This window comes from Hydrophilobacter chitinilyticus, assembly GCF_049860745.1.
Lineage (GTDB): Bacteria > Pseudomonadota > Gammaproteobacteria > Burkholderiales > Burkholderiaceae_C > Rhodoferax_B.
This window is the reverse complement of record NZ_CP187561.1, coordinates 798,566-818,931: the sequence shown is the minus strand read 5'-3', so window position 1 is coordinate 818,931 and position 20,366 is coordinate 798,566. Positions and strand designations below refer to the sequence as shown.

The following is a 20,366-nucleotide window of genomic DNA, read 5'->3' as shown; positions in this document are numbered from 1 at the left end:
AGGAGACAACATGGCCCAAAAATCCAGAACAACAAACGCTTCCTCCAACCCGTCCTTTTTGACGGCACTGCCCGACAACGACGACCAGTTGCTCACCGGCAAGATGTCGCGCCGCTTGTTTGCGCAGTTGCTCGGCATGCCGGCCGCCTTGGCGTCCACCGTGGCGCTGTCGGGTTGCGGCGGCGGTGGGGGTGACAACGGAGCGGCGCTGGGTTCGGGCAGCACCGCCATCAGCCGCGCCGGTTTTGTGGCCACGATTTCCGACTACTTCGACTGGGTGCATTCGTCTGAATACAACGACCAGTACAAGGCTGTGCAACCCACGTTTACCGACGTGGTGTTTGGCACCACGCCACTGGCCAAGCAGATTGAGACGGCGCTCGAAGAAGGCATCATCAGCGGCGCCGGTGGCAGCTTCGGGCCCGCGCGCAGCATCACCCGCGAAGACGCGGCCGATATCTACGTCAAGGCGTTCAAGATCCCGGCCGTCAGCACCAACGCACTGACCGCCTTCACCGACGCGGCCTCCATCAGCGCCAGCAAACTCGCCAGCGTGAATGCCATGGTGGCCGCTGGCTACCTGAAGGGCACCAGCGCGACACTGTTCTCGCCCGCCGGTACGTTGTCGGTCGACGAAGCCAAGGCTATCCTGGCCAGCATCACCAGCACCCGCGTGGCACCACCCCAAGTGATGTGCAAGGCCGGCACCGCCGCACCGCGCCGCTATGTGCGCATCTCCACGCCCACCGATGGCGCAAAGATCTACTACACCGTGACCTTCGACGGCAAGGAACCCGCCGACCCCACCCCCGCCAGCGCGCTGTACGACTTCACCGCCGATGGCGTGCTGCAGTTCGTCAACCCGCTGACCTCGACCACCGACTCGCGCTTCTACCGCCTGAAGGCCGTGGCCATCAAAGACGGCCTGGTCAGCAGCGTGGTGCGCGAGTTCACCTGGAACATCGTGCGCCCCAACGTCGGCCAATTCCAGGCCAAGCTGATGCACCCCGGCACCGCCACCACGCCCACGGTGTGGAAGATCAACAACCCGGCCGAGTACTACCAGGCGTTTGTGTTCTACGTGGAAGGCACGACGCGCGGCATGGTGTTTGATGCGGGCGAGTACGACTACCAGAAGGCCAACCTCAAGACCTTCATCGACACGCTGGCCACCAAGCCGTACGACATCATCGTCGGCCACAACCACCCGGACCACGCCGAGCAGATATACAACTTCACCTCGGCGGGCATCACGCTGTACGCATCGGGCATCGAGAAGGCAGCGTTCATGGCTTCGAGCCGCGCGGACTTCAAGGCAGCGGGCACAGCCGCCGTGGCGTTGACCGACGGCCAGGTGTTCAACCTGGGCAACGTGCAGGGCACGGCTTACATCCAGCCCGGCCACACCAACGGCACGGTGACCTTCATCATCAACCAGCCGGGCTGGGTGCTGGGCTCGGACATGTGGGGCTGCAACCGCCCACACACGGCCGACACCACGCAATACCAAAGTGTGAAGGTGGACCTATTCCTGTCGCTCACACAACAGCTTATTGCCAACTACCAAAAGAGCAGCACCTCGGGCGTGATTGTTGAAGTGACCAACGCGCACCAGGAAACCTCGGTGGGCATGGACTGCATCAACAACTTTGTGAAGTGCTTTCAGCAGATCATCGACCAAGGCAACAGCGTCACCAAGCCGTCGATTCGCGGCGGCACCAAGGGCGGCGACCGCATGAGCATCGTGGGCGACATGTGGCGCGACAAGAACTGGATGGCGATTGGCCCCATCGGCAAATACGCCGCAGCAGTGGACTACTTGAGCGCACCCACCACGGCTTTCCCCACCGCCGTGAGCGTGAACTACAACAGCGCCGACGGCTACAAGAAGTACTCGGTGCTGAGCAACGTGCAGTTCACCGGCGGCACTCTGGTCGGCGTGAACGTGTACTGGGCGGCGCCCGCCAACGGCACACCCAACACCCTGCCCAACAAGTTTGACCCGTGGACCTACGTCTACACCGTGAACGTGCCCGCTGGCACCAGCAGCATCGTCATCAAGCCCACCGCCATGTCGAACAAGATCTCGTCGATGAAGGTCAACGGCACGGCGCTAGCGCAAGGCAACAGTACCTCGGTGGCGGTAGCCGCAGGCAGCACCATCACAGTGGAAGTGGTGTCGCCAGACGGCAGCTCCACCAGCACCTACACCTTCAAGGTGGCGGTGGTTTAAGGTTGACTGGTGTGATGTCGCGCGGCTGTGAAGCCCTGCGGCAAGATTCGGGCGCCCGCATCGCGCGGGCGCCGTCAAACCACGGCGGGTTTGGCTATGCTATGCCTCCTATGCAAGAAATAGCCAGTGCTGAAACCAGCCCCGAAGCGACTCACCCAGACGCCGGTGCCGCCCGCCCGTCGCGCACCAACAACCCGCAGCGCACCATGTCCGACATTCTGGACGTGGCGACCCGGGAGTTTGCCGAACGCGGCTTGAGCGGCGCGCGCATCGATGCGATTGCCGAGTCCACGCAAACCAGCAAGCGCATGATCTACTACTATTTTGGTAGCAAGAAGGGCTTGTATCTGGCGGTGCTGGAAAAGGCCTACCAAGACATTCGCGACATCGAGACCGAGTCGCACCTGGAAACCCTGCCACCCGAAGAGGCGCTGCGCAAGCTGGTGGCCTTTACCTACGACCACCACTTTGCCAACCCGGAGTTCATTCGCCTGGTGGCCAATGAAAACCTGCACCGTGGCGAGTTTCTGGCGCAAAGCCCCACCATCCGCGAGCTCAACGCCACGGCCATCACCACCATCTCGGCCATCTGCGAGCGTGGCATTCAAGAAGGTGTGTTTCGGCCAGGTATCGATGCGCTGGATTTGCACATGTCGATCAGCTCGCTGTGTGTGTTCAACGTGGCCAACCGGCACACTTTTTCGCTGATCTTCAAATACGATTTTGACGACCCCGAGACCATCGCCAAGCGGCGCGACAGTGTGGTCGAGATGGTGATGCGCTTTGTCTGCCTGACGGCCTGAGGGCTTAGTTAAACCGCAGAACGGTTAATCCCACTTTGGGATCGGCACCTGCTTAAGTAACCCGCGCCGCTCTGCGTAGTCGGGCATCACGGTGCCCACGGTGTCCCAGAAGCGCTGGCTGTGGTCCATCACGCGCAGATGGCTCAGCTCGTGCGCCACCACGTAGTCGATCACCGGCATCGAGAAATGCACCAAGCGCCAGTTCAGGCGAATGGCGCCGCTGGTGCTGGCACTGCCCCAGCGGGTGCCAGCGTTCGACAAGCTCAGTTTCTTCCACTGCACGCCCAGCAACGGCGCAAAGTGCTGCAATCGCTCCAGAAAAATGGCTTTGGCTTGGCGCATCAGCCAGGCTTGCACCACATCGCGGATCTGCTCGGGCTGGGCATCATGCGGCAGGCCCACAAACAACTTGCGTATGGTGCCATCGGCAGGCACCTCGGCCTCTAACACCGCGCCAGCTTTGCCCAGTGCCTGGGTCGGGTCGAGCACCAGTTGCACACGCGTGCCGAGGTAGGGCAATTCGGCCCCGTCGCGCCAGTCGATGCGTGCGCCTTCCTGGCGTTGGGCACGCAGCCGTGCATCGCCGAGCTTTTGCAGAATCCAACTGGCCTTTTCCATCACCGCCGCGTCGACCTCGGCCAATGGCACCCACTTGGGCGCGCGCACGGTCAGGCCATCCACACCGACCAAGAAACCGATGGTGCGCCGCTTGGCGCGCTTGAACTCAAAGCCTACTTCGGCCCCCGGCAGGTGCGCCAAACGGTTGGCACGCGGGTGGTGAAAGCGCGCGGGCTCCAGCTTGGTGCCGGCCAGGCCTGCCGCGCCTGCAGGCTCGGCGACTTTGTTGCGGCTGACGCGTGGCCGCTGTGGCGCCCGAGGCTTGGGCGGCGCCGGCGTAGAGGCAGGCTCGGGTGCGGGCGCAGGCATCAACGCCGGCTCGAACAAATCCAGCGTGTATTGCAGCAGTTGCTTGAGCTTGCTGGTGGGCATGGGCGAAGGCTTCGCTTACTTCTTCTCGTAAGCCTCTGGATCCAGGCGGCGCATTTCGGCTTCGATCCAGGCTTGCACTTCCTGCATGAGTTCGTCGGCCTTGCGGCCTTCGCTTGGAATGGGTTTGCCGATGGAGATGTCGACGATGCCAGGCTTCTTCAAGAACGCTTTGCGTGGCCAGCATTTGCCGGACGTCACGGCAATCGGAATCACCGGCGCACCACACTCGATGGCCAGGCGCGTGCCGCCCGACTTGTATTGGCCGACCTCGCCGCGCGGAATGCGCGTGCCCTCGGGGAACATGATGACCCAAGTGCCTTCATTGAGCAGGCGGCGGCCTTGTTCGACCACTTTGTTGAACGCCTTGGCGCGCTGGCTGCGGTCGATGTGGATCATGTCCAGGCGACCCATGGCCCAGCCGAAAAACGGCACGTACAGCAGTTCGCGCTTGAATACATAGGCCAGGGGGTGCGGCATGATGGCCGGCATCACAAACGTCTCCCAGGTGGACTGGTGCTTCACCAGCAACACCGCAGGCGCCTTGGTCTCGGTCGGCAAATTTTCAAAGCCGGTGATGCGGTTTTGAATTCCCAGAATGACCGTGCCACCGTCTACTGCCAGCTTGAGCCAGCGCGCGCACAGCCAATACAGCTGGGTGGACGACAAGAACAACGAGGCCACCAACACCATCAGCGCCCAAGGCACCACGGTCACGACCATCCACAGCAAATGCAAAACCGAACGGATAAAAGACATAAGATTATTTTTGCTCTTGAGGCAAAGAGGACGCGCGCAAACAGCTACCGTTTCAGTAGCAAATAGTAGCGCAAACCAGAAAAGTCGTGAACGCGCGAATAACGAAGCGAATGACGAAGCTTACGCCGCACGCGCCTCGGCTTCGCGGCCGATGATGAAGTTGGCGAAGGCCGACAAGTCCTCGTGGATGTAGGTGCCCACCGGAAACTCGGCCGGCAAGCTGCGCCCTCGGTACTGTGCGGCCTTGCCGGTCAGCACCACGTGCGGCTCGCAGCCTGCGGCCACGCCGGCTTGCAGGTCGCGCGCACTGTCGCCCGCCGTCGGCACGCCCGCCAGCTCGGTACCAAAGCGTTCGCCGATCTGCTCGAACAAACCCGGCGAGGGCTTGCGGCAGGTGCACGCATCGCCCGGCGCATGCGGGCAGTAAAACACCGCGTCGATGCGCCCGCCAACGGCCGACAACAGCCGGTGCATCTTGGCGTGCATGGCATTGAGCGAGGCCACGTCAAACAAACCACGTCCCAAACCCGATTGGTTCGACGCGATCACCACATGCCAACCGGCGTGGTTCAAGCGCGCAATCGCCTCCAACGCGCCGGGCAACGGAATCCATTCATCGGCCGACTTGACGAACTGGTCGCTGTCTTCGTTGATGGTGCCATCACGGTCAAGGATGATGTATTTCATGGCCGGGCGTTGGGTGGGGAACAAAGGACTATGCCGCGAGTTTGGACAAGTCGGCGACTTGGTTCATGGCTTGGTGCAGCACCTTCAGCAAGCCTTGGCGGTTGAGGCGCAAGTCTGCCTGCTCTGCATTCACCATCACACCATCAAAGAAGGCATCGACCGGCGCACGCAGCGCGGCAAGCGCCTGCAGCGAAGCCGTGTAGTCGCCAGCAGCGAACAAGGCCTGCGCTTGTGGGGCGATGGTTTGCGTGGTGGCAAACAAAGCCTTTTCGGCGGGCTCGTGCAACAGCAGTTCGCTCACGTGGGCATCGGCCTCGGTGTCGCCGGCTTTCTTCAAGATGTTGCCGATGCGCTTGTTGGCTGCGGCCAGCGCTGCGGCTTCGGGCAAGGCGGCAAAGGCACGCACGGCGGCCAGGCGCTTGGGCACTTCAGCCAGGCGTTGTGGTTGCAGCGCCAGCACGGCGTCGACCTCTTGCGCGCTGTAGCCTTGTTCGCGCAGCGAACCGGCCAAGCGATCGTAGACGAAGGCCAGCAACGCTTGCTGGGCGGCAGCCACGTCACCACTCAGCTTTTCGCCAAAGGCGGCAAACGCGGCGGCAACAAGCGGCGTCAACTCAAGCGCGAGTTGCTGTTCGGTCAACATGCGCAGCACGCCCAAGGCATGGCGGCGCAGCGCGAACGGATCCTTGTCGCCGGTGGGCAGGTTGCCAATGCCGAACATGCCAATCAGCGTTTCCAGCTTGTCAGCCAGCGCGGTGACCACACCCACGGGGTTGCGCGGCAAGCTGTCGCCGGCAAAGCGTGGTTTGTAGTGGTCTTCAATGGCGTCGGCCACAGCTTCAGGCAGGCCATCGTTGAGCGCATAGTAGCGGCCCATGGTGCCTTGCAGTTCGGGGAACTCGCCCACCATGTCGGTCACCAAGTCGGTCTTGGCCAGTTGTGCGGCCTGGTCGACTTGCTGCAGTTGGGTGGCGTCAAACTTCAGTTGCTGCGCAATGGCGGCGGCAATGGCGCGCACGCGCTGCACACGTTCACCTTGGGTGCCAAGCTTGTTGTGATAGACCACTTTACCCAGGCCTTCGACACGCGAGGCCAAGGTCTTTTTGCGGTCTTGGTCGAAGAAGAATTTGGCGTCAGCCAGGCGTGGGCGCACCACACGTTCGTTGCCGCCGGTCACAGCGCTGGCATCGGCCGGGGCGATGTTGCTGACCACCAAGAATTGGTGTGTGAGTTTGCCTTGCGCGTCCAGCAGCGGGAAGTACTTTTGGTTGGCCTTCATGGTGAGGATCAGGCACTCTTGCGGCACGGCCAGAAACTCGGTCTCGAAGGCGCAGGTCAACACGTTCGGGCGCTCGACCAGGGCGGTCACTTCGTCGAGCAGCGCGTCGTCTTCAATCGGTTTGACACCACCGCCGACCTTGGCCGCAGCGGCAGCCAACTGGCGTGCGATCTCGGCCTTGCGCTCGGCAAAGCTGGCGATCACGGCGCCTTCTTCGCGCAGTTGCGTGGCGTAGCTGTCGGCGTTTGCCAGCACCACGGGGTCGACGCGCGCTTCGAAACGGTGACCGTGGGTGTCGCGGCCGGCGGTCAAGCCCAGGGCGGTCACGCCGGGCACCACATCATTGCCGTACAAAGCCACCAGGCCGTGAGCAGGGCGCACAAAGCTCACGCTGGTCCAGCCTGGCAGCTCGCAGCCGGTTTCCAACTGGTAAGACATGACCTTGGGAATCGGCAGCTTGGCGATGGCTTCAGCCAAGGCTTTTTGCAGGCCATCGGCCAGCGCGGCGCCAGCCACCATGCTGTCGTAAAACAGGGCTTCGGCCTTGCCGTCGACGGCGCGCTTCAAACCGGCAACGGCTTCAGGGCCGGCACCGAGTGCGCCCAGGCGTTTGAGCAATGCGGGCGTGGCGTTGCCAGCCGCATCCAGGCCCACGCTTACGGGCATGAGTTTTTGCGATACGGCTTTGTCTTCGGCGCGCGCAGCGACTTGCGTGATGTGCGCAGCCAAGCGGCGTGGCGAAGCGTAAGCGGTGAGCTTGGCGCCAGCAGCGGTGAGGCCTTGGGCGGCGAGTTGGTCGAACAGCACGCTGGCAAAAGCGTTGCCGAGCTTATTCAGCGCCTTAGGTGGCAGCTCTTCAACAAACAGTTCAACCAGCAGGTTTTGGGTGGAAATACTCATAGTCGTCATGGTCCTGCTCAAGCGGCCTTCTTGCTCATCTGTTCTACCCATTCGCGCGGTGCCATCGGGAAACCCAGGCGCTCGCGGCTCTCGTAATAACTTTGCGCCACGCTGCGGGCGAGGTTGCGAATGCGGCCGATGTAGGCGGCGCGTTCGGTCACGCTGATGGCGCCGCGTGCGTCCAGCAGGTTGAAGCTGTGTGCGGCCTTGAGCACCTGCTCGTAGGCGGGCAGCGCCAGTTGTTGTTCCATCAGGTGCTTGGCTTGTTTTTCGTGCGCGTTGAAGGCGGTGAACAGAAAGTCAGCGTCGCTGTGCTCGAAGTTGTAGGTCGATTGTTCGACTTCGTTTTGCTTGTAGACGTCGCCATAGCTCAAGCCTTCGGTCCACTTCAGGTTGTAGACGTTGTCTACGCCCTGCAGGTACATGGCCAGGCGCTCCAGGCCGTAGGTGATTTCGCCGGTGGCCGGCTTACAGTCGATACCGCCGACCTGCTGGAAGTAGGTGAACTGCGTGACTTCCATACCGTTGAGCCAGACTTCCCAGCCCAGGCCCCAGGCGCCCAGGGTTGGGTTTTCCCAATCGTCTTCCACGAAACGAATGTCGTTTTTCTTCAAGTCAAAACCCAGCGCTTCGAGCGAGCCGAGGTACAGCTCCAGGATGTTGGCCGGCGCGGGCTTGAGCACCACCTGGTATTGGTAGTAGTGCTGCAAGCGGTTGGGGTTCTCGCCGTAGCGGCCGTCTTTCGGGCGGCGGCTGGGCTGCACATAAGCGGCTTTCCACGGTTCTGGGCCAATCGCTCTCAAAAATGTAGCTGTATGCGATGTACCGGCGCCGACCTCCATGTCATAAGGCTGCAAAAGCGCGCAACCCTGGTCAGCCCAATAGGACTGCAATTTCAGAATGATTTGCTGGAATGTCAACATGAAGGTCTGGCAAGTGGGTGCAACTGCGTTGCCGCAGAAAACGGAAGCAACACCGTGAAGCCTGTGGCTCCACGGCGCGTGGCGTCCGGGGTAAACAAACATTTTACGGGCGACTCGCGCTGAGGCTAAGTCCGCTTGCAGCTGTGACTTTTTTCACAGTCAAAGTTACCTATAGGGTTACCCCACAGACGAGGTGGTTGGTCAAATGTTTCATAATGAAACAAACCGCGCGACTTCGCGCCCGCTGCCGGCCACAGCCGCCCGCAGCCCCTCACCGGATCCGTTTTTTACCCCATGGAAGACCAACTACACGTATTTTGGACGTTTGTGATCGCGCTCTGCTGGTTCGCCCTGCTCGCCGTGATGGGCGGCGCTTTGGCTTGGTGGCTGTATGCCAAACGGCGCCGCGAGCGCCGCCGTGCTGCGGGCCGCGCTGCACGCCAATTGGCCCGAGACTGGCGCGAAGGTCGCCTGCCCACACCACAACCCGGCATCCCGGGCGGAGACAACAGCGAGAACGGCCAAGAGTCCAAATCCACGCGCCGCGTGGAAAGAAGAAAAACCTGGCGCATCGACTGACACGCCAGGTTTTTGAGCGGGGCTGATCACGCGCCGTTAGCGGCGCGGCTAGATCAATATTCCCAGAAGATGCGTTGCAGTTCTTTGGTGTCGCTGGTCTTGGTCATGGCCACCATGGCCAAGATGCGGGCCTTTTGTGGGCGCAGGTCGTGCGCCACCACCCAGTCGTATTTGTCGTCAGGCTGCTCGGCGTTGCGGATCACAAAACCATCTGGCACACGCGAAGAACGGATCACCACAACGCCGTCGGCGCGCACCTTTTGAAGGCTGGGCACGATACGGTCGGCCACCGAGCCATTGCCCGGGCCGGCGTGGACCAGCGCCTTGATGCCGCTTTTACCCAGCGCGTCGATGGCGGTGGAAGACACGCCTTCGTAGCCCATGGCGATTTCCACGTTGGGCAGTGCGTTGATGGTGTCGATGTCGAACTCGGAGTTCATGGTGTGGCGCTTCACCGGCGCGCGGAACCAGTAGTTACGGCCTTCCACCACCATGCCCAGCGAGCCCCATTGGCTGGTGAAAGCACTGGGTTTGATGTTGACGTTCTTGCTGACGTCACGACCGCTTTCAATGCTGTCGTTCATGGTCAACAACACGCCCTTACCCATGGCGTCTTTGCTGCCCGCAACGCTTACCGCATCAAACAGGTTCAGCGCGCCGTCGGCCGACAAGGCCGTGCCGGGTCGCATCGAAGCCACCATCACGATGGGTTTGTTCGTGTGCACGGTCAGCGTCAGGAAATAGGCGGTTTCTTCCACCGTGTCGGTGCCGTGGGTGATGACGATGCCGTCCACATCGGGCTGCTTGGCCAGGGCCGAAACACGCTTGGCCAGGGTCAGCAGGTTGTCGTTGGTCAGGCTTTCAGAGGCGACCTGGAACACCTGTTCGCCACGCACGTTGGCGATTTTGGAGAGTTCAGGCAAGCCCGCAATCAGCTTGTCCACGCCCACCTTGGCGGCTGCATAGGTAGCGCTGTTGATGGCCGAGGCGCCAGCGCCGGCAATGGTGCCGCCGGTGGCGAGGATCACCACATTGGGCAAGGCGGTTTGGGCATGCACGATGGCGGTGGCGGCCAAAAGCGCTGCAGCGGCGGCGAACCCACGCAAACGGGAAGAGCTGTACATAGAAAGCATCCTTTTAAGGGTTGTTGAACAAACAAAGAAAAAGAAAACCGGGGCCTCTATTTGGATACAAAACACGTGCCATGCTGTAACTGTCTGCATGCTGATGTGGCATCCACTCATGCGTGGGATGCAATACCGTGGGGTGTTTGCGCGAAGGCGCTACCATTCCCTACCCGCACTCCGCACAGCCGCCCGTCTAGCCCCCATCGTGGAACACAGTTACCCGTCCCCCGCCGCCCTCCAGGAAATGCCCCAGCCCGACGGCCCGCTGTCTCGGGCGCGCCCGGGGCGCGAGCGCATCATGGCGGCGATCCGCGCGGCGGCGATTGAAGAGTTCAGCCTGCACGGACTCAAAGGCACATCCACCCAGGCCATCGCCGCACGCGCCGGCCTGACCAAGCCGCAACTGCACTACTACATCGCCGGCAAAGAAGAGCTTTACGAAGAGCTGCTGATGCAGGTGCTGCATGCGTGGAAGGTGGTGTTCTCGTTCGACCACGCCACCAATGACCCAGCCGCCGTGCTCAGCGACTACATCCGCAAGAAGCTCGACCACGCATTTGATGCGCCTGAGATGTCGCGCATCTTCACGCGCGAAGTGCTCGACGGCGGTCGCAACCTTGAAGGCTATTGGCCGAATTCGCAGGCCTGGACGCAAAAGAAGATCGACATCATCAACGGCTGGATCGCGCGCGGCCAAATGCGCCCGCTGGACGCGCGCCTGCTGCTGCAGCACATCTGGGCCATGACCCAGTACCACGCCGACTACGCCCTGCAAGCGCGCGTGATGATGGGCACCGGCCCCGAAACGCCCCTAGACCGCGAACAGGTGGCCAAAGAACTCATCCAGTTCGTGCTCTCCGGCTGCGGCATCAAGCCCTAAGCCTGGCCTGACGCTCCGAATACGGGGCGCTCAAACCTCTTTCAAACACCCAACGCGCCAAGCTGGTGCAAACCAGCCTCAAGGCGCTGGCACGCCCTTTGCATAAAACCTGACCACTTGCTCTGATTAAGCGGTCAAATACCATGCGTGTGCTTGTCGTCTACTGCCATCCGGTCGAAACCAGCTTCCATGCCGCCCTGCACCAGCAGGTCTTAACCAACCTGCGCGCGGCCGGGCACGAGGTGGACGACTGCGACCTCTACGCCGAAGGTTTCAACCCCGTGCTGTCGCGCGAAGAGCGCCTGGGCTACCACGACGTGCCCAGCAACCGTGCGCCGCTGCAGACCTACGTCGACCGGCTGATGTGGGCCGAGGCCATCGTCTTCTGCTTCCCAACTTGGTGCTTCGGCCTACCGGCCATGCTCAAGGGGTACTTCGACCGGCTGTTCATGCCCGGCGTGGCCTTCGACATCAGCGACCCGGCGAACGTGAAGCCCATGCTGACCCACATCAAGCGCATCTCGGCCGTGGTCACCTATGGCCGCCCACGCTGGGTAGCCTGGTACATGGGCGACCCGCCGCGCAAGATCGTCACGCGGTACATGAAACGGCTGACCGGCCAGGGGGCCAAGGTGGACTACCACGCCCACTACCACATGAACGTGGCCACCGAGCCGCAACTCAAGCGCTTCATGGCACGGGTCGGCCAAGCCATGGCGAGGTTCGCAGCATGACGATCATGGCCCCCAGCTTGCTCGACAACGCCCGGCTGCCCCGCTGGCTGCTGCCCACCGACTGGCCGCAACGCGACGGTGTGCCCATGCTTGCGTGCATCGGCATCGAAGCCGGGCGCGTGCATGCGGTGCGCCCCGCCTCTACCGAAGCGCAGCCCACGCCCCAAAGCCGGGAGAACTGGAACTTGGCCGGCACCATGGTCTTGCCCGGCTTTGTTGACGCCCACACCCACCTCGACAAAGCCTTCACCCTGCCGCGCATGCAGCAGGTACAGCCGGGTCTGCTCGGTGCCATCGACGCCATGCTGGCCGACCGTGTGCACTGGACACCTGCCGACGTGCGCGAGCGTGCCACCCGGGGCCTGCAGTGGGCCTGGGCCTGCGGCACCACCCACGTGCGCACCCATGTGGACTGGTGGGAGCCCGAATCGGTGCCCATGGCCTGGCCGGTGATGGCCGAGTTGGCGCAAGAGTGGGCCGGCAAAGTGCGGCTTGAACAGGTGAGCCTCATCAAGCTGCCGCTGTTTGAAGACGCAGCCCAAGCCATGCGCCTGGCCAAAGTAGTCAAAGCCACCGGCCCGCATGCTTTGCTGGGCGGCTTTGTGCACTCCACCAACTGGAGCGAAAACGCGCTGCGCAACCTGCTGCTGGCCGCCCAGGCGCACGACCTGGACGTCGACCTGCATGTGGACGAAGAACTCCAACCCGCTGCTGTCGGCCTGCAGACCACCGCGCGCATCTTGCGCGAAATCGGCTTTGAAGGCCGCGTGGTCTGTGGCCACATTTGTGCGCTCGCGGCCCAGCCCGAAGCGCAGGCGCTGGCCACGCTCGACGCGGTGGCACGCGCGCCCATCACCGTGGTGTCGCTGCCCGCCACCAACCTGCTGCTGCAAGACGCCGTGACCGGCCGCACGCCGCGCCAACGCGGCATCACGCTGGTGAAAGAAATCCGAGCACGCGGCATTCCGCTGCTGTTCGCCAGCGACAACGTGCAAGACCCGTTCTGCCGCCTAGGCAGCTTCGACCCCGTGGAAGCACTCGGCACCGCCGCGCTGGTGGCGCAGCTCGACGAGCCGTTTGATGCGTGGTCGCAAACCCTGTGCCGCAGCGATTGGCTGCAACGCGCGCCAGCCACCAGCGCCACCACAACCCCCACGCTGGTCGGCGCCAAGGCCGATCTGGTGCTGTTCACCCAGGCCGACCGTTTTGGCTGGCCTTCGCGCACCGCCACGCGTGTGGTGCTGCGCGACGGTGCCGTGACCCACGGCGACGCCACCCCATTTTTTGCCTAGTCATACAAGGACTCTCCCATGCTCCACGGCTACATCCCCCCACACCGCTTCCTGCCCTACCTGAGCTGGACCGAAATCGACGCCCTGCCCGACCGCGAGAACACCGTCATCGTGCTGCCCTGCGGCGCGATTGAACAACACGGCCCGCACCTGCCGTGCTCGGTCGACAGCGTGATCGCCTCCGGCGTGATGGGCAAGGCGCTGGAGAAGCTGCCCGCCGAAGTACGCGCCTTCGCGCTGCCCACCATCACCTACGGCAAGAGCGAAGAACACCTGCACTTCCCCGGCACCATGACGCTCACGGGCACCACACTGCTCGCCACCATCATTGAAATTGGCGAGTCGGTCTACCGCTCGGGTTTTCGCAAGCTGCTGTTTGCCAACGGCCACGGCGGCCAGCCGCAGGTGCTGGAGATGGCCGCGCGTGAACTGCGCTTGCGCCACGGCGACTTTGTGGTGGTGCCGCACGGCGTGTCGCGCCTGCCCAATGCGTCGAGCAAACAAATCAGCGACCAAGAAAAGCGCCTGTCGATGCACGCCGGCCATTCCGAAACCGCCTTGATGCTGGCCCTGGCCCCCGATACCGTGCACATGGAACGTGCGGCCGCCAATTTCCCGCCGCCCTTCCCCATCAAGCTGCTGTCGCAAGACGGCCGCCCCGCCTGCGCCTGGACAGCCCGCGACTTCGGGCCCAGCGGCGTGATTGGCGACCCGACCAGCGCCACGCGCGCGCAGGGCGACGAGATTCTCGACACATTGTCTGACAGCTGGGTGCAAGCGCTGACCGAACTCCACGCCCTGCGTTGGGTGGTGCGCGACAAGCCCACCTGGGGCCGCGCGCATGAGACCGGTTTCATCCAAACCACGGCAGGGCTTACCGCCGCTACGGCGGCTGCGGCCTAAGCCTTGCTTGGTGCAGCACCGCGTCCCAGTTCTCCGTTCCTTCCTAACTTCGTTACTTCCCCACTAGCACTTCGAGAGGTTCACATCATGCGCAAGCACATCGCGTTTCGTCTCCGCTCCCTCGCGGCCCTCGCCGGCGCCACGGCCTTCGCTCTCGCAGCGATGCCGGCCCAAGCGCAAGACAAGTTCACCTACATGACCAACTGGTACGCGCAGGCCGAGCACGGTGGCTTCTACCAGGCGCTAGCCGAAGGCACGTACAAGAAGTACGGCCTGGACGTGACGATCAAGATGGGTGGCCCGCAAGTCAACATCACACAAATGATGGCCGCCGGCCAGGCCGACTGCATCATGGGCTCGAGCGACATCCAGATGATCCAGGTGCGCGAAGGCGGCGTGCCGGTGGTCAACGTGGCGGCTTATTTCCAGAAAGACCCGCAGGTGTTGATCGCCCACGAAGACGTGAAGAAGTTCGAAGACCTGAAGGGCAAAACGCTGTTGATTGGCGCCCAGGCACAACGCGGCTACTGGCCTTGGCTCAAGACCAAATTTGGTTTCACCGACGAGCAAACCCGCCCCTACACCTTCAACATCCAGCCGTTTGTGGCCGACAAAAACGCCGCCCAACAAGGCTACCTGACCTCTGAACCCTACGCCATCCAGAAGGCCGGTGTAAAGACCAACGTGTTGATGTTCAGCGACCACGGCTTCCCCGCCTACGCCACCACCGTGTCGTGTATGGACAAGACCGTCAAAGAGCGCAGCAAACAAATCGCCGCGTTTGTGAAGGCCTCGGCCGAAGGCTGGAAGAGCTACCTGGCCAACCCAGCGCCAGCCAACGCCCTGATCAAAAAAGACAACCCCAACATGACCGACGACCAGTTGGCCTACAGCGTGGCCAAGCTGAAAGAGATGGGCATGATCACCGGCGGCGACGCCGCCACACAAGGCATTGGCGTGATGACCGATGCGCGCGCCAAGGCCAGCTACGACTTCTTGGTGGCAGCCAAACTGATCGACGCCTCGAAAGTAGAACTTGCCAAGACCTACACGACCGAGTTCGTGAAAGACCTCAAGGTTCTGCCCTAAAACGAGCATCGCTTTGCCCTGAAACACAGGGGCCGGCATTTGGAGCCTTCAGAAGAAGCGTCCAAGGCACGGCCCCCTCGAAAGGCTTCTGAATGAACCGCGTCGACCCCGTTACCCTTGCACCGCCACCTTCACAGGTCGCTACGGCCCACGCCACGCCAGCGGTGGAAATCCTCTCCGCCGAGAAGACCTACCCCAACGGCACCCAGGCGCTGTTGCCCGTCGACCTGACGATTGCCGAAGGCGAATTCATCACCTTGCTCGGCCCCTCGGGCTGCGGCAAAAGCACGCTGCTGAAAATGGTAGCCGGCATGCTGGAGCCCAGCGATGGGCGCCTGCTGGTCTGGCGCAAACCGGTGCAGCAAGTGGACGAGAGCGGCCGCAAGATGGCCTTCGTTTTCCAGGCCCCCACGTTGATGCCGTGGGCCAGTGTGCAGACCAACGTGCGCCTGCCACTAGACCTGGCCGGCGTGCCGCGCAAAGAGGCCGATGCGCGTGTGACCGAAGCGTTGGCCCTGGTGGGTCTGAGCAAATTTGCCGACGCCCTGCCACGCGCTTTGTCGGGTGGCATGCAGATGCGTGTCTCCATCGCACGCGGCTTGGTCACGCAGCCCGACCTGCTGCTGATGGACGAACCCTTTGGCGCGCTGGACGAAATCACACGCCACAAGCTGGATGCCGATTTGCTCGACCTGTGGCGCAAGAAAAAGCTCACGGTGATCTTCGTCACACACTCCATCCACGAGGCGGTGTTTTTATCCAGCCGGGTGATCATGATGGCCGCGCGCCCCGGCCGCGTGGTGGAGCAATTCCAGATCGACGAGCCCTACCCTCGAAGCGCCGACTTCATGGTGTCGCCACAGTTCAGCCGCTACGCCAAACAGTTGCAAGACAGCCTGCTGCGCGCCAGCGGCACACACGATGAGGAGCTTGCGCCATGAGCACAAACCCACCTTCTGTTCGCGTACCGCTGCTGCGCCGGCCTGCGGTGCAACGCGTGGTGTCGCCCCTATTGGTAGGCGTGGTGCTGGTCACGCTGTGGCAAGCCATGGTCACCCTCATGGAACTGCCGCCCTACCTGGTGCCCTCGCCTTACTTGATGATGGAAACCCTCATCAAAGACTGGGTGCCGCTGGGCAACGCGTTGCTGGTCACACTCAAGATCACCGTGTTCTCGTTCGTGCTGGCCACGGTGGCGGGGGTGTTGATCTCGTTCTTGTTTGTGCAGAGCAAACGCATCGAGACCGCGCTGTTCCCCTACGCTGTGTTGCTGCAGGTGACGCCCATCGTCGCGGTGGCGCCGCTCATCATCATCTGGGTGAAAGACCCCGTGGCCGCGATGACGGTGTGCGCTGCGCTGGTGGCGCTGTTCCCCATCATCGCCAACACCACGTTGGGCCTGCGCAGCATCGACCCCGACCTGCAGAGCTACTTCAAGCTCAACCGCGCCACGCGCTGGCAACAACTGGTGCGCCTGCGCATCCCCAGTGCGTTGCCGTACTTCTTTGGCGGGCTGCGCATCTCCAGCGGCCTGGCGCTGATTGGCGCGGTGGTGGCCGAGTTTGTGGCTGGCACCGGCGGCTCTGGCGCGGGCCTGGCGTACCAAATTTTGCAGGCCGGCTTTCAACTCAACATCCCGCGCATGTTTGCCGCGCTGCTGCTGATCTCGCTCACCGGCGTGGCGCTGTTCGTGCTGATGGCCTGGCTGTCGAAACTGGCGCTGGGCTCCTGGCATGCCAGCGAACTTTCTCAAGATTAACGAGGTGCCCTATGAATGCTCCCGCATCCGCTTTTGAACAACTGCAGCTCGAACTGCCCGAGCTGGACTGGATCACCGACCCCGGCCGCGTGGCCCGGCTCTCGCAAGACTTTGCCTGGTTCAGCCCGGTGCTCAAGCGCCAGCTCGAAGACAAACGCGCCGACCTGGTGGTGCGCCCGCGCACCGAAGATGAAATTCGCGCACTGGTGAGCGCCTGCGCCCAACGCAAAATCCCCATCACCATCCGCGGCAGCGGCACCGGCAACTACGGCCAAACCACACCGCTGGCCGGCGGCGTGGTGCTGGACATGACGGGCTACAACCAACTGCTGTGGGTGCGCGACGGCGTGGCGCGCGCGCAAGCCGGCATTCGGCTGGGCGACATCGAGAAGCAAACCCGGCCCGAAGGTTTTGAGCTGCGCAGCATTCCATCGACCTACCGCAGCGCCACGCTCGGCGGTTTGTTTGGCGGCGGGTTTGGCGGTGTGGGCTCCATCAACTACGGCCCGCTGGCGGCGCCGGGCAACGTGCTCGGCATCCGCGCCATGACGATAGAAGCCGAGCCGCAAATCATCGAACTGCGCGGCGCCGAAGCCTTGCGCATGCACCACTTGTGGGGCACCAACGGCCTGGTGCTGGAACTGGAGATTGCGCTCGCCCCCGCACGCCCCTGGCTGGAGACCTTGGTCACCTTCACCAGCTTCGATGCCGGGTTGAACTTTGCCGATGCGCTGGCCCGCGCACCCGGCATCAGCAAGCGCGAAGTAGCCTTCTTTGGCAGCCCCGTGCCCGACCATCTGGGCCAACTGGCCGAATATCTACCGCAAGGCTGCCACGCGGTGTTGTCGCTGGTAGAGGAATGCGCGGAACCGGCCATGCTCGATTTGGTAGCCGCGTTTGGTGGCACCGTCACTTACCGCCGCACCGCAGAAGAGGTGGCCAAGAGCAACCGCACCTTGGTCGAATTCACCTGGAACCACACCACGCTGCATGCCCTGCGCATCGACAAAACACTGACCTACCTGCAGAGCAGCTTCACGCCCGGCCAGCATGTGCAGCAGATCCAGGCGATGGAAAAGCTCTTCGCTGGTGAGGTGATGATGCACGCCGAGTTTTTGCGCGGCATGGACGGGCTGATCAACTGCAGCGCCTTGCAACTGGTGCGCTTCACCACCGAAGAGCGCCTGAACGAAATCATCCAGATGCACCGCGAGCGCGGCGTGCGTATCAACAATCCGCACACCTTCATTGTGGAAGACGGCAAAGCCGGTGGTGCACTGCCGCCCGAAGTTGTGGCAATGAAGCGGCGCTTCGATCCGCACAGCCTGCTCAACCCCGGCAAGCTGCGCGACTGGCCAGTGGGAGCTGCGGCATGATCGACAAACCATCCACGACGATGGGCGCGCCGATGGCGAACTACGCAGCCGCCAAACGCGTCGGCGACTTCGTGTTCATGAGCGGCGTGGTGGCGGTAGACCCGGCCCGCAAAATGGCCGTTGCCGCGTACGAAGACATTCCTGAAGCGGCCCGCGCTGCGTTGCGGCCGCTAGGCTATGCCACCGGCCAAATGTCGGTCGACGTGTTTGAGGCGCCCATCGTGGCGCAAAGCTGGTTTGTGCTGGAACGCATTCGCCAACTCGCCACCGAGCATGGCGGCACCATGGCCGACGTGGTGAAGCTGGTGCAGTACTTCCGCGACCTGCGCCACTATGCGCCCTACAACCGCGTGCGTGGCTTGTTCTACCCCGGCGAGCCGCCCGTCAGCACGGTGGTGGAGGTGTCGCGCTTCTTGCCGGGCGACGCCTTGTTGGTGGAGGTAGAGGCCACGGCCTACCTGCCGTTGCCCCGCTGACCGGCGCGTATCAGCTTAGCTTGCGTCGGCTCACCACACCCAGCAGCAAACCCAACACGCCCAGCGCCCACAGCGGCCAAAGCCCAAAGCGCGAAACCCACCAGGCGAACGGCGTGATCTGCCAGCCGGTCTCAGCCGACAGACCGCGGCCTTGCACTTCGCCCACCAACACATCGCGCGTGAGGCGTGGCAGCTGCTGCGTCACACGGCCGTGGTGGTCGATGATGGCGGTGGCGCCGGTGTTGGTGGCGCGGATCATGGGGCGCTCAAACTCCAGCGCCCGCATGCGCGAAATGCTCAAGTGCTGGTCAATCGCCAGTGAGTCGCCAAACCAGCCGATGTTGCTGAAGTTGACGAAGATGGTCGGCGCCTGCGCCGGGTCAATAAACCGCGCGCCGAGTTCTTCTCCAAACAAATCTTCGTAGCAAATGTTGGGCGCCAGGCGCTGGCCGTGCACGGCCAAAGAGGCTTGGCCCACCGCGCCCCGGTTGAAATCACCCAACGGGATGTTCATCATCTCGGTGAACCACTTGAACAGCGGCGGAATGAACTCGCCAAACGGCACGAGATGGTGCTTGGCGTAGGTGTAGTGCTCGGTCACGCCGGGCTGAAAGCCCATCACCGCGTTGGTGTAGCCGTCGCGGTGGTTGCCCAGCGGCAGGCCCAGCATAGCGGTTTGTTCGCCCGTGGCAAAACGTGTTTCCATCGACTGCCAGTAACCCGGTGGTAACTGCTGCGGCAGCACCGGCAGCGCGGTTTCGGGCGCTACCACCAGCGGGGTGCGCGCGGCGCCCAATTGCTCGCCATACCACTGCAGCGCGGTGACCACGCCGGTGCCTTGCTCAAACTTTTCGTCCTGGGGAATGTTGCCTTGCAGCAGGGTGATTTGCAGCCGGTCGTTGGTGGCGGCAACTTCTTGCTTGCTCAGTGGTTCTGCAAAGCGCGAGGCCACGGCCAGCAACACAAACACGCCGAACAGTGCGATCGCTGGCCCATTTTTGTTTGTTGCGTTACGTTGTCGGCCTGCCACGGTGGCCACCAACAAACTCGCCACCACACACGCCACCCAGCCAATGCCGTACACACCGATGTAGCGCGCCAACACACCCAGGCCATCTAGATGCGCGTAGCCGCCAGCGCCCCACGGAAAGCCGGTGAACCACACGCCGCGCGCCAATTCGGCCAACAACCATAGGCTTGCAAAAACAATAGCTCGCGCAGCACTACTGTCGGGCGTTAAAGCCTTAAAAAGCCCAGAAACAACAGCGTAATACAACGCCAGCGTTGCCGCCAAGCCCACCACGGCCAGCACCGTCAAAGGCGCAGCCAGCCCGCCGTAGGTGTGCATCGAGATATAGAGCCACCAGAAAGTGCCGGTGAGCCAGGCCGTGGCAAAAAACCAGCCGCGCAATGCAGCCGCGCGTGGCGTGGGGCTGGCTTCGAGCAGCGCCACTAGGCCGGCCATCGACAAGATTTGCAGCCACCACACCGGCTGGCCGTCGAACGGATTGGCAATCGAAGCGGCCTGAGCCAGACCGGCCACAACAGCAGCAAGCCAAGAGACCCAGCCAGCCATCAAA

General features: G+C 62.8%; 19 protein-coding genes. 12 read left to right on the top strand and 7 right to left on the bottom strand.

What is annotated here, in order from left to right; translation table 11 throughout:
• The first annotated feature begins 10 nt into the window (after window positions 1-10).
• The gene (locus ACPWMG_RS03905; RefSeq protein WP_483303347.1) at window positions 11-2,233 is read left to right on the top strand and encodes a cadherin-like beta sandwich domain-containing protein; all 2,223 of its coding nucleotides are present in this window, start codon (window positions 11-13) and stop codon (window positions 2,231-2,233) included.
• Window positions 2,234-2,343: 110 nt separating this feature from the next.
• Complete coding sequence (locus ACPWMG_RS03900) at window positions 2,344-3,036, top strand: TetR/AcrR family transcriptional regulator (protein WP_483303346.1); 693 nt, start codon at window positions 2,344-2,346, stop codon at window positions 3,034-3,036.
• 24 nt (window positions 3,037-3,060) lie between these two features.
• On the opposite strand, the gene ACPWMG_RS03895 is transcribed toward ACPWMG_RS03900, so the two are convergent.
• The 5 genes from ACPWMG_RS03895 to glyQ all read right to left on the bottom strand — a co-directional run bounded on the left by ACPWMG_RS03895 (window position 3,061) and on the right by glyQ (window position 8,571).
• Window positions 3,061-4,026, bottom strand: coding sequence for a M48 family metallopeptidase (locus tag ACPWMG_RS03895; protein ID WP_483303345.1), 966 nt, complete (start codon window positions 4,024-4,026; stop codon window positions 3,061-3,063).
• Between the two features lie 15 nt (window positions 4,027-4,041).
• Window positions 4,042-4,782, bottom strand: a complete 741-nt coding sequence (locus tag ACPWMG_RS03890; RefSeq protein ID WP_483303344.1) for a lysophospholipid acyltransferase family protein — start codon at window positions 4,780-4,782, stop codon at window positions 4,042-4,044.
• 120 nt (window positions 4,783-4,902) lie between these two features.
• Window positions 4,903-5,469 carry a D-glycero-beta-D-manno-heptose 1,7-bisphosphate 7-phosphatase gene (gmhB, locus tag ACPWMG_RS03885; RefSeq protein WP_483303343.1) on the bottom strand — a complete coding sequence of 189 codons (567 nt, stop codon included), beginning with the start codon at window positions 5,467-5,469 and terminating at the stop codon, window positions 4,903-4,905.
• Between the two features lie 28 nt (window positions 5,470-5,497).
• Complete coding sequence (gene glyS / locus ACPWMG_RS03880) at window positions 5,498-7,642, bottom strand: glycine--tRNA ligase subunit beta (protein WP_483305172.1); 2,145 nt, start codon at window positions 7,640-7,642, stop codon at window positions 5,498-5,500.
• Window positions 7,643-7,665: 23 nt separating this feature from the next.
• A complete protein-coding gene (gene glyQ / locus ACPWMG_RS03875) occupies window positions 7,666-8,571 on the bottom strand; it encodes a glycine--tRNA ligase subunit alpha (protein WP_483303342.1) in 906 nt (301 codons plus the stop codon).
• Between the two features lie 294 nt (window positions 8,572-8,865).
• On the opposite strand from glyQ, the gene ACPWMG_RS03870 reads away from it, so the two are divergent.
• A complete protein-coding gene (locus ACPWMG_RS03870) occupies window positions 8,866-9,150 on the top strand; it encodes a hypothetical protein (RefSeq protein WP_483303341.1) in 285 nt (94 codons plus the stop codon).
• Window positions 9,151-9,203: 53 nt separating this feature from the next.
• Here the strand turns inward: ACPWMG_RS03870 and ACPWMG_RS03865 are convergent, their stop codons facing one another.
• The gene (locus ACPWMG_RS03865; protein ID WP_483303340.1) at window positions 9,204-10,274 is read right to left on the bottom strand and encodes an asparaginase; all 1,071 of its coding nucleotides are present in this window, start codon (window positions 10,272-10,274) and stop codon (window positions 9,204-9,206) included.
• A gap of 247 nt (window positions 10,275-10,521) precedes the next feature.
• Between ACPWMG_RS03865 and ACPWMG_RS03860 the strand changes: the two genes are divergently transcribed.
• From ACPWMG_RS03860 to ACPWMG_RS03820, 9 genes are all read left to right on the top strand, one after another.
• Complete coding sequence (locus ACPWMG_RS03860) at window positions 10,522-11,157, top strand: TetR family transcriptional regulator C-terminal domain-containing protein (RefSeq protein ID WP_483305171.1); 636 nt, start codon at window positions 10,522-10,524, stop codon at window positions 11,155-11,157.
• 143 nt (window positions 11,158-11,300) lie between these two features.
• A complete protein-coding gene (locus ACPWMG_RS03855) occupies window positions 11,301-11,891 on the top strand; it encodes an NAD(P)H-dependent oxidoreductase (protein WP_483303339.1) in 591 nt (196 codons plus the stop codon).
• 2 nt (window positions 11,892-11,893) lie between these two features.
• Entirely contained in the window at window positions 11,894-13,183 is a 1,290-nt protein-coding gene (locus ACPWMG_RS03850) for an amidohydrolase family protein (RefSeq protein ID WP_483305170.1), read from the top strand.
• 18 nt (window positions 13,184-13,201) lie between these two features.
• The gene (locus ACPWMG_RS03845) at window positions 13,202-14,086 is read left to right on the top strand and encodes a creatininase family protein (RefSeq protein ID WP_483303338.1); all 885 of its coding nucleotides are present in this window, start codon (window positions 13,202-13,204) and stop codon (window positions 14,084-14,086) included.
• A gap of 87 nt (window positions 14,087-14,173) precedes the next feature.
• A complete protein-coding gene (locus ACPWMG_RS03840; RefSeq protein ID WP_483303337.1) occupies window positions 14,174-15,175 on the top strand; it encodes an ABC transporter substrate-binding protein in 1,002 nt (333 codons plus the stop codon).
• 92 nt (window positions 15,176-15,267) lie between these two features.
• Window positions 15,268-16,116, top strand: a complete 849-nt coding sequence (locus ACPWMG_RS03835) for an ABC transporter ATP-binding protein (RefSeq protein WP_483303336.1) — start codon at window positions 15,268-15,270, stop codon at window positions 16,114-16,116.
• Window positions 16,113-16,934: an ABC transporter permease gene (locus ACPWMG_RS03830; protein ID WP_483303335.1), complete on the top strand. Its 822-nt coding sequence runs from the start codon at window positions 16,113-16,115 to the stop codon at window positions 16,932-16,934. Before ACPWMG_RS03835 ends, ACPWMG_RS03830 begins: the two co-directional genes overlap by 4 nt.
• A gap of 11 nt (window positions 16,935-16,945) precedes the next feature.
• A complete protein-coding gene (locus tag ACPWMG_RS03825) occupies window positions 16,946-18,310 on the top strand; it encodes an FAD-binding oxidoreductase (RefSeq protein WP_483303334.1) in 1,365 nt (454 codons plus the stop codon).
• Complete coding sequence (locus tag ACPWMG_RS03820; RefSeq protein WP_483303333.1) at window positions 18,307-18,786, top strand: RidA family protein; 480 nt, start codon at window positions 18,307-18,309, stop codon at window positions 18,784-18,786. Before ACPWMG_RS03825 ends, ACPWMG_RS03820 begins: the two co-directional genes overlap by 4 nt.
• Window positions 18,787-18,796: 10 nt before the next feature.
• Here ACPWMG_RS03820 and lnt read toward each other — a convergent pair whose 3' ends face one another.
• On the bottom strand, window positions 18,797-20,362 hold the full coding sequence (gene lnt, locus ACPWMG_RS03815; RefSeq protein ID WP_483305169.1) for an apolipoprotein N-acyltransferase: 1,566 nt from the start codon (window positions 20,360-20,362) through the stop codon (window positions 18,797-18,799).
• Window positions 20,363-20,366 lie beyond the last annotated feature (4 nt).

Coding starts and splice junctions, on each gene's coding strand:
- ACPWMG_RS03820 (WP_483303333.1), top strand. CDS start 18,307: ATGATCGACAAACCATCCACGACGATGGGCGCGCCGATGGCGAACTAC.
- glyQ (WP_483303342.1), bottom strand. CDS start 8,571: ATGTTGACATTCCAGCAAATCATTCTGAAATTGCAGTCCTATTGGGCT.
- ACPWMG_RS03860 (WP_483305171.1), top strand. CDS start 10,522: ATGCCCCAGCCCGACGGCCCGCTGTCTCGGGCGCGCCCGGGGCGCGAG.
- ACPWMG_RS03870 (WP_483303341.1), top strand. CDS start 8,866: ATGGAAGACCAACTACACGTATTTTGGACGTTTGTGATCGCGCTCTGC.
- ACPWMG_RS03835 (WP_483303336.1), top strand. CDS start 15,268: ATGAACCGCGTCGACCCCGTTACCCTTGCACCGCCACCTTCACAGGTC.
- ACPWMG_RS03900 (WP_483303346.1), top strand. CDS start 2,344: ATGCAAGAAATAGCCAGTGCTGAAACCAGCCCCGAAGCGACTCACCCA.
- ACPWMG_RS03865 (WP_483303340.1), bottom strand. CDS start 10,274: ATGTACAGCTCTTCCCGTTTGCGTGGGTTCGCCGCCGCTGCAGCGCTT.
- ACPWMG_RS03840 (WP_483303337.1), top strand. CDS start 14,174: ATGCGCAAGCACATCGCGTTTCGTCTCCGCTCCCTCGCGGCCCTCGCC.
- lnt (WP_483305169.1), bottom strand. CDS start 20,362: ATGGCTGGCTGGGTCTCTTGGCTTGCTGCTGTTGTGGCCGGTCTGGCT.
- ACPWMG_RS03845 (WP_483303338.1), top strand. CDS start 13,202: ATGCTCCACGGCTACATCCCCCCACACCGCTTCCTGCCCTACCTGAGC.
- ACPWMG_RS03905 (WP_483303347.1), top strand. CDS start 11: ATGGCCCAAAAATCCAGAACAACAAACGCTTCCTCCAACCCGTCCTTT.
- ACPWMG_RS03890 (WP_483303344.1), bottom strand. CDS start 4,782: ATGTCTTTTATCCGTTCGGTTTTGCATTTGCTGTGGATGGTCGTGACC.
- ACPWMG_RS03895 (WP_483303345.1), bottom strand. CDS start 4,026: ATGCCCACCAGCAAGCTCAAGCAACTGCTGCAATACACGCTGGATTTG.
- gmhB (WP_483303343.1), bottom strand. CDS start 5,469: ATGAAATACATCATCCTTGACCGTGATGGCACCATCAACGAAGACAGC.
- ACPWMG_RS03830 (WP_483303335.1), top strand. CDS start 16,113: ATGAGCACAAACCCACCTTCTGTTCGCGTACCGCTGCTGCGCCGGCCT.
- ACPWMG_RS03855 (WP_483303339.1), top strand. CDS start 11,301: ATGCGTGTGCTTGTCGTCTACTGCCATCCGGTCGAAACCAGCTTCCAT.
- ACPWMG_RS03825 (WP_483303334.1), top strand. CDS start 16,946: ATGAATGCTCCCGCATCCGCTTTTGAACAACTGCAGCTCGAACTGCCC.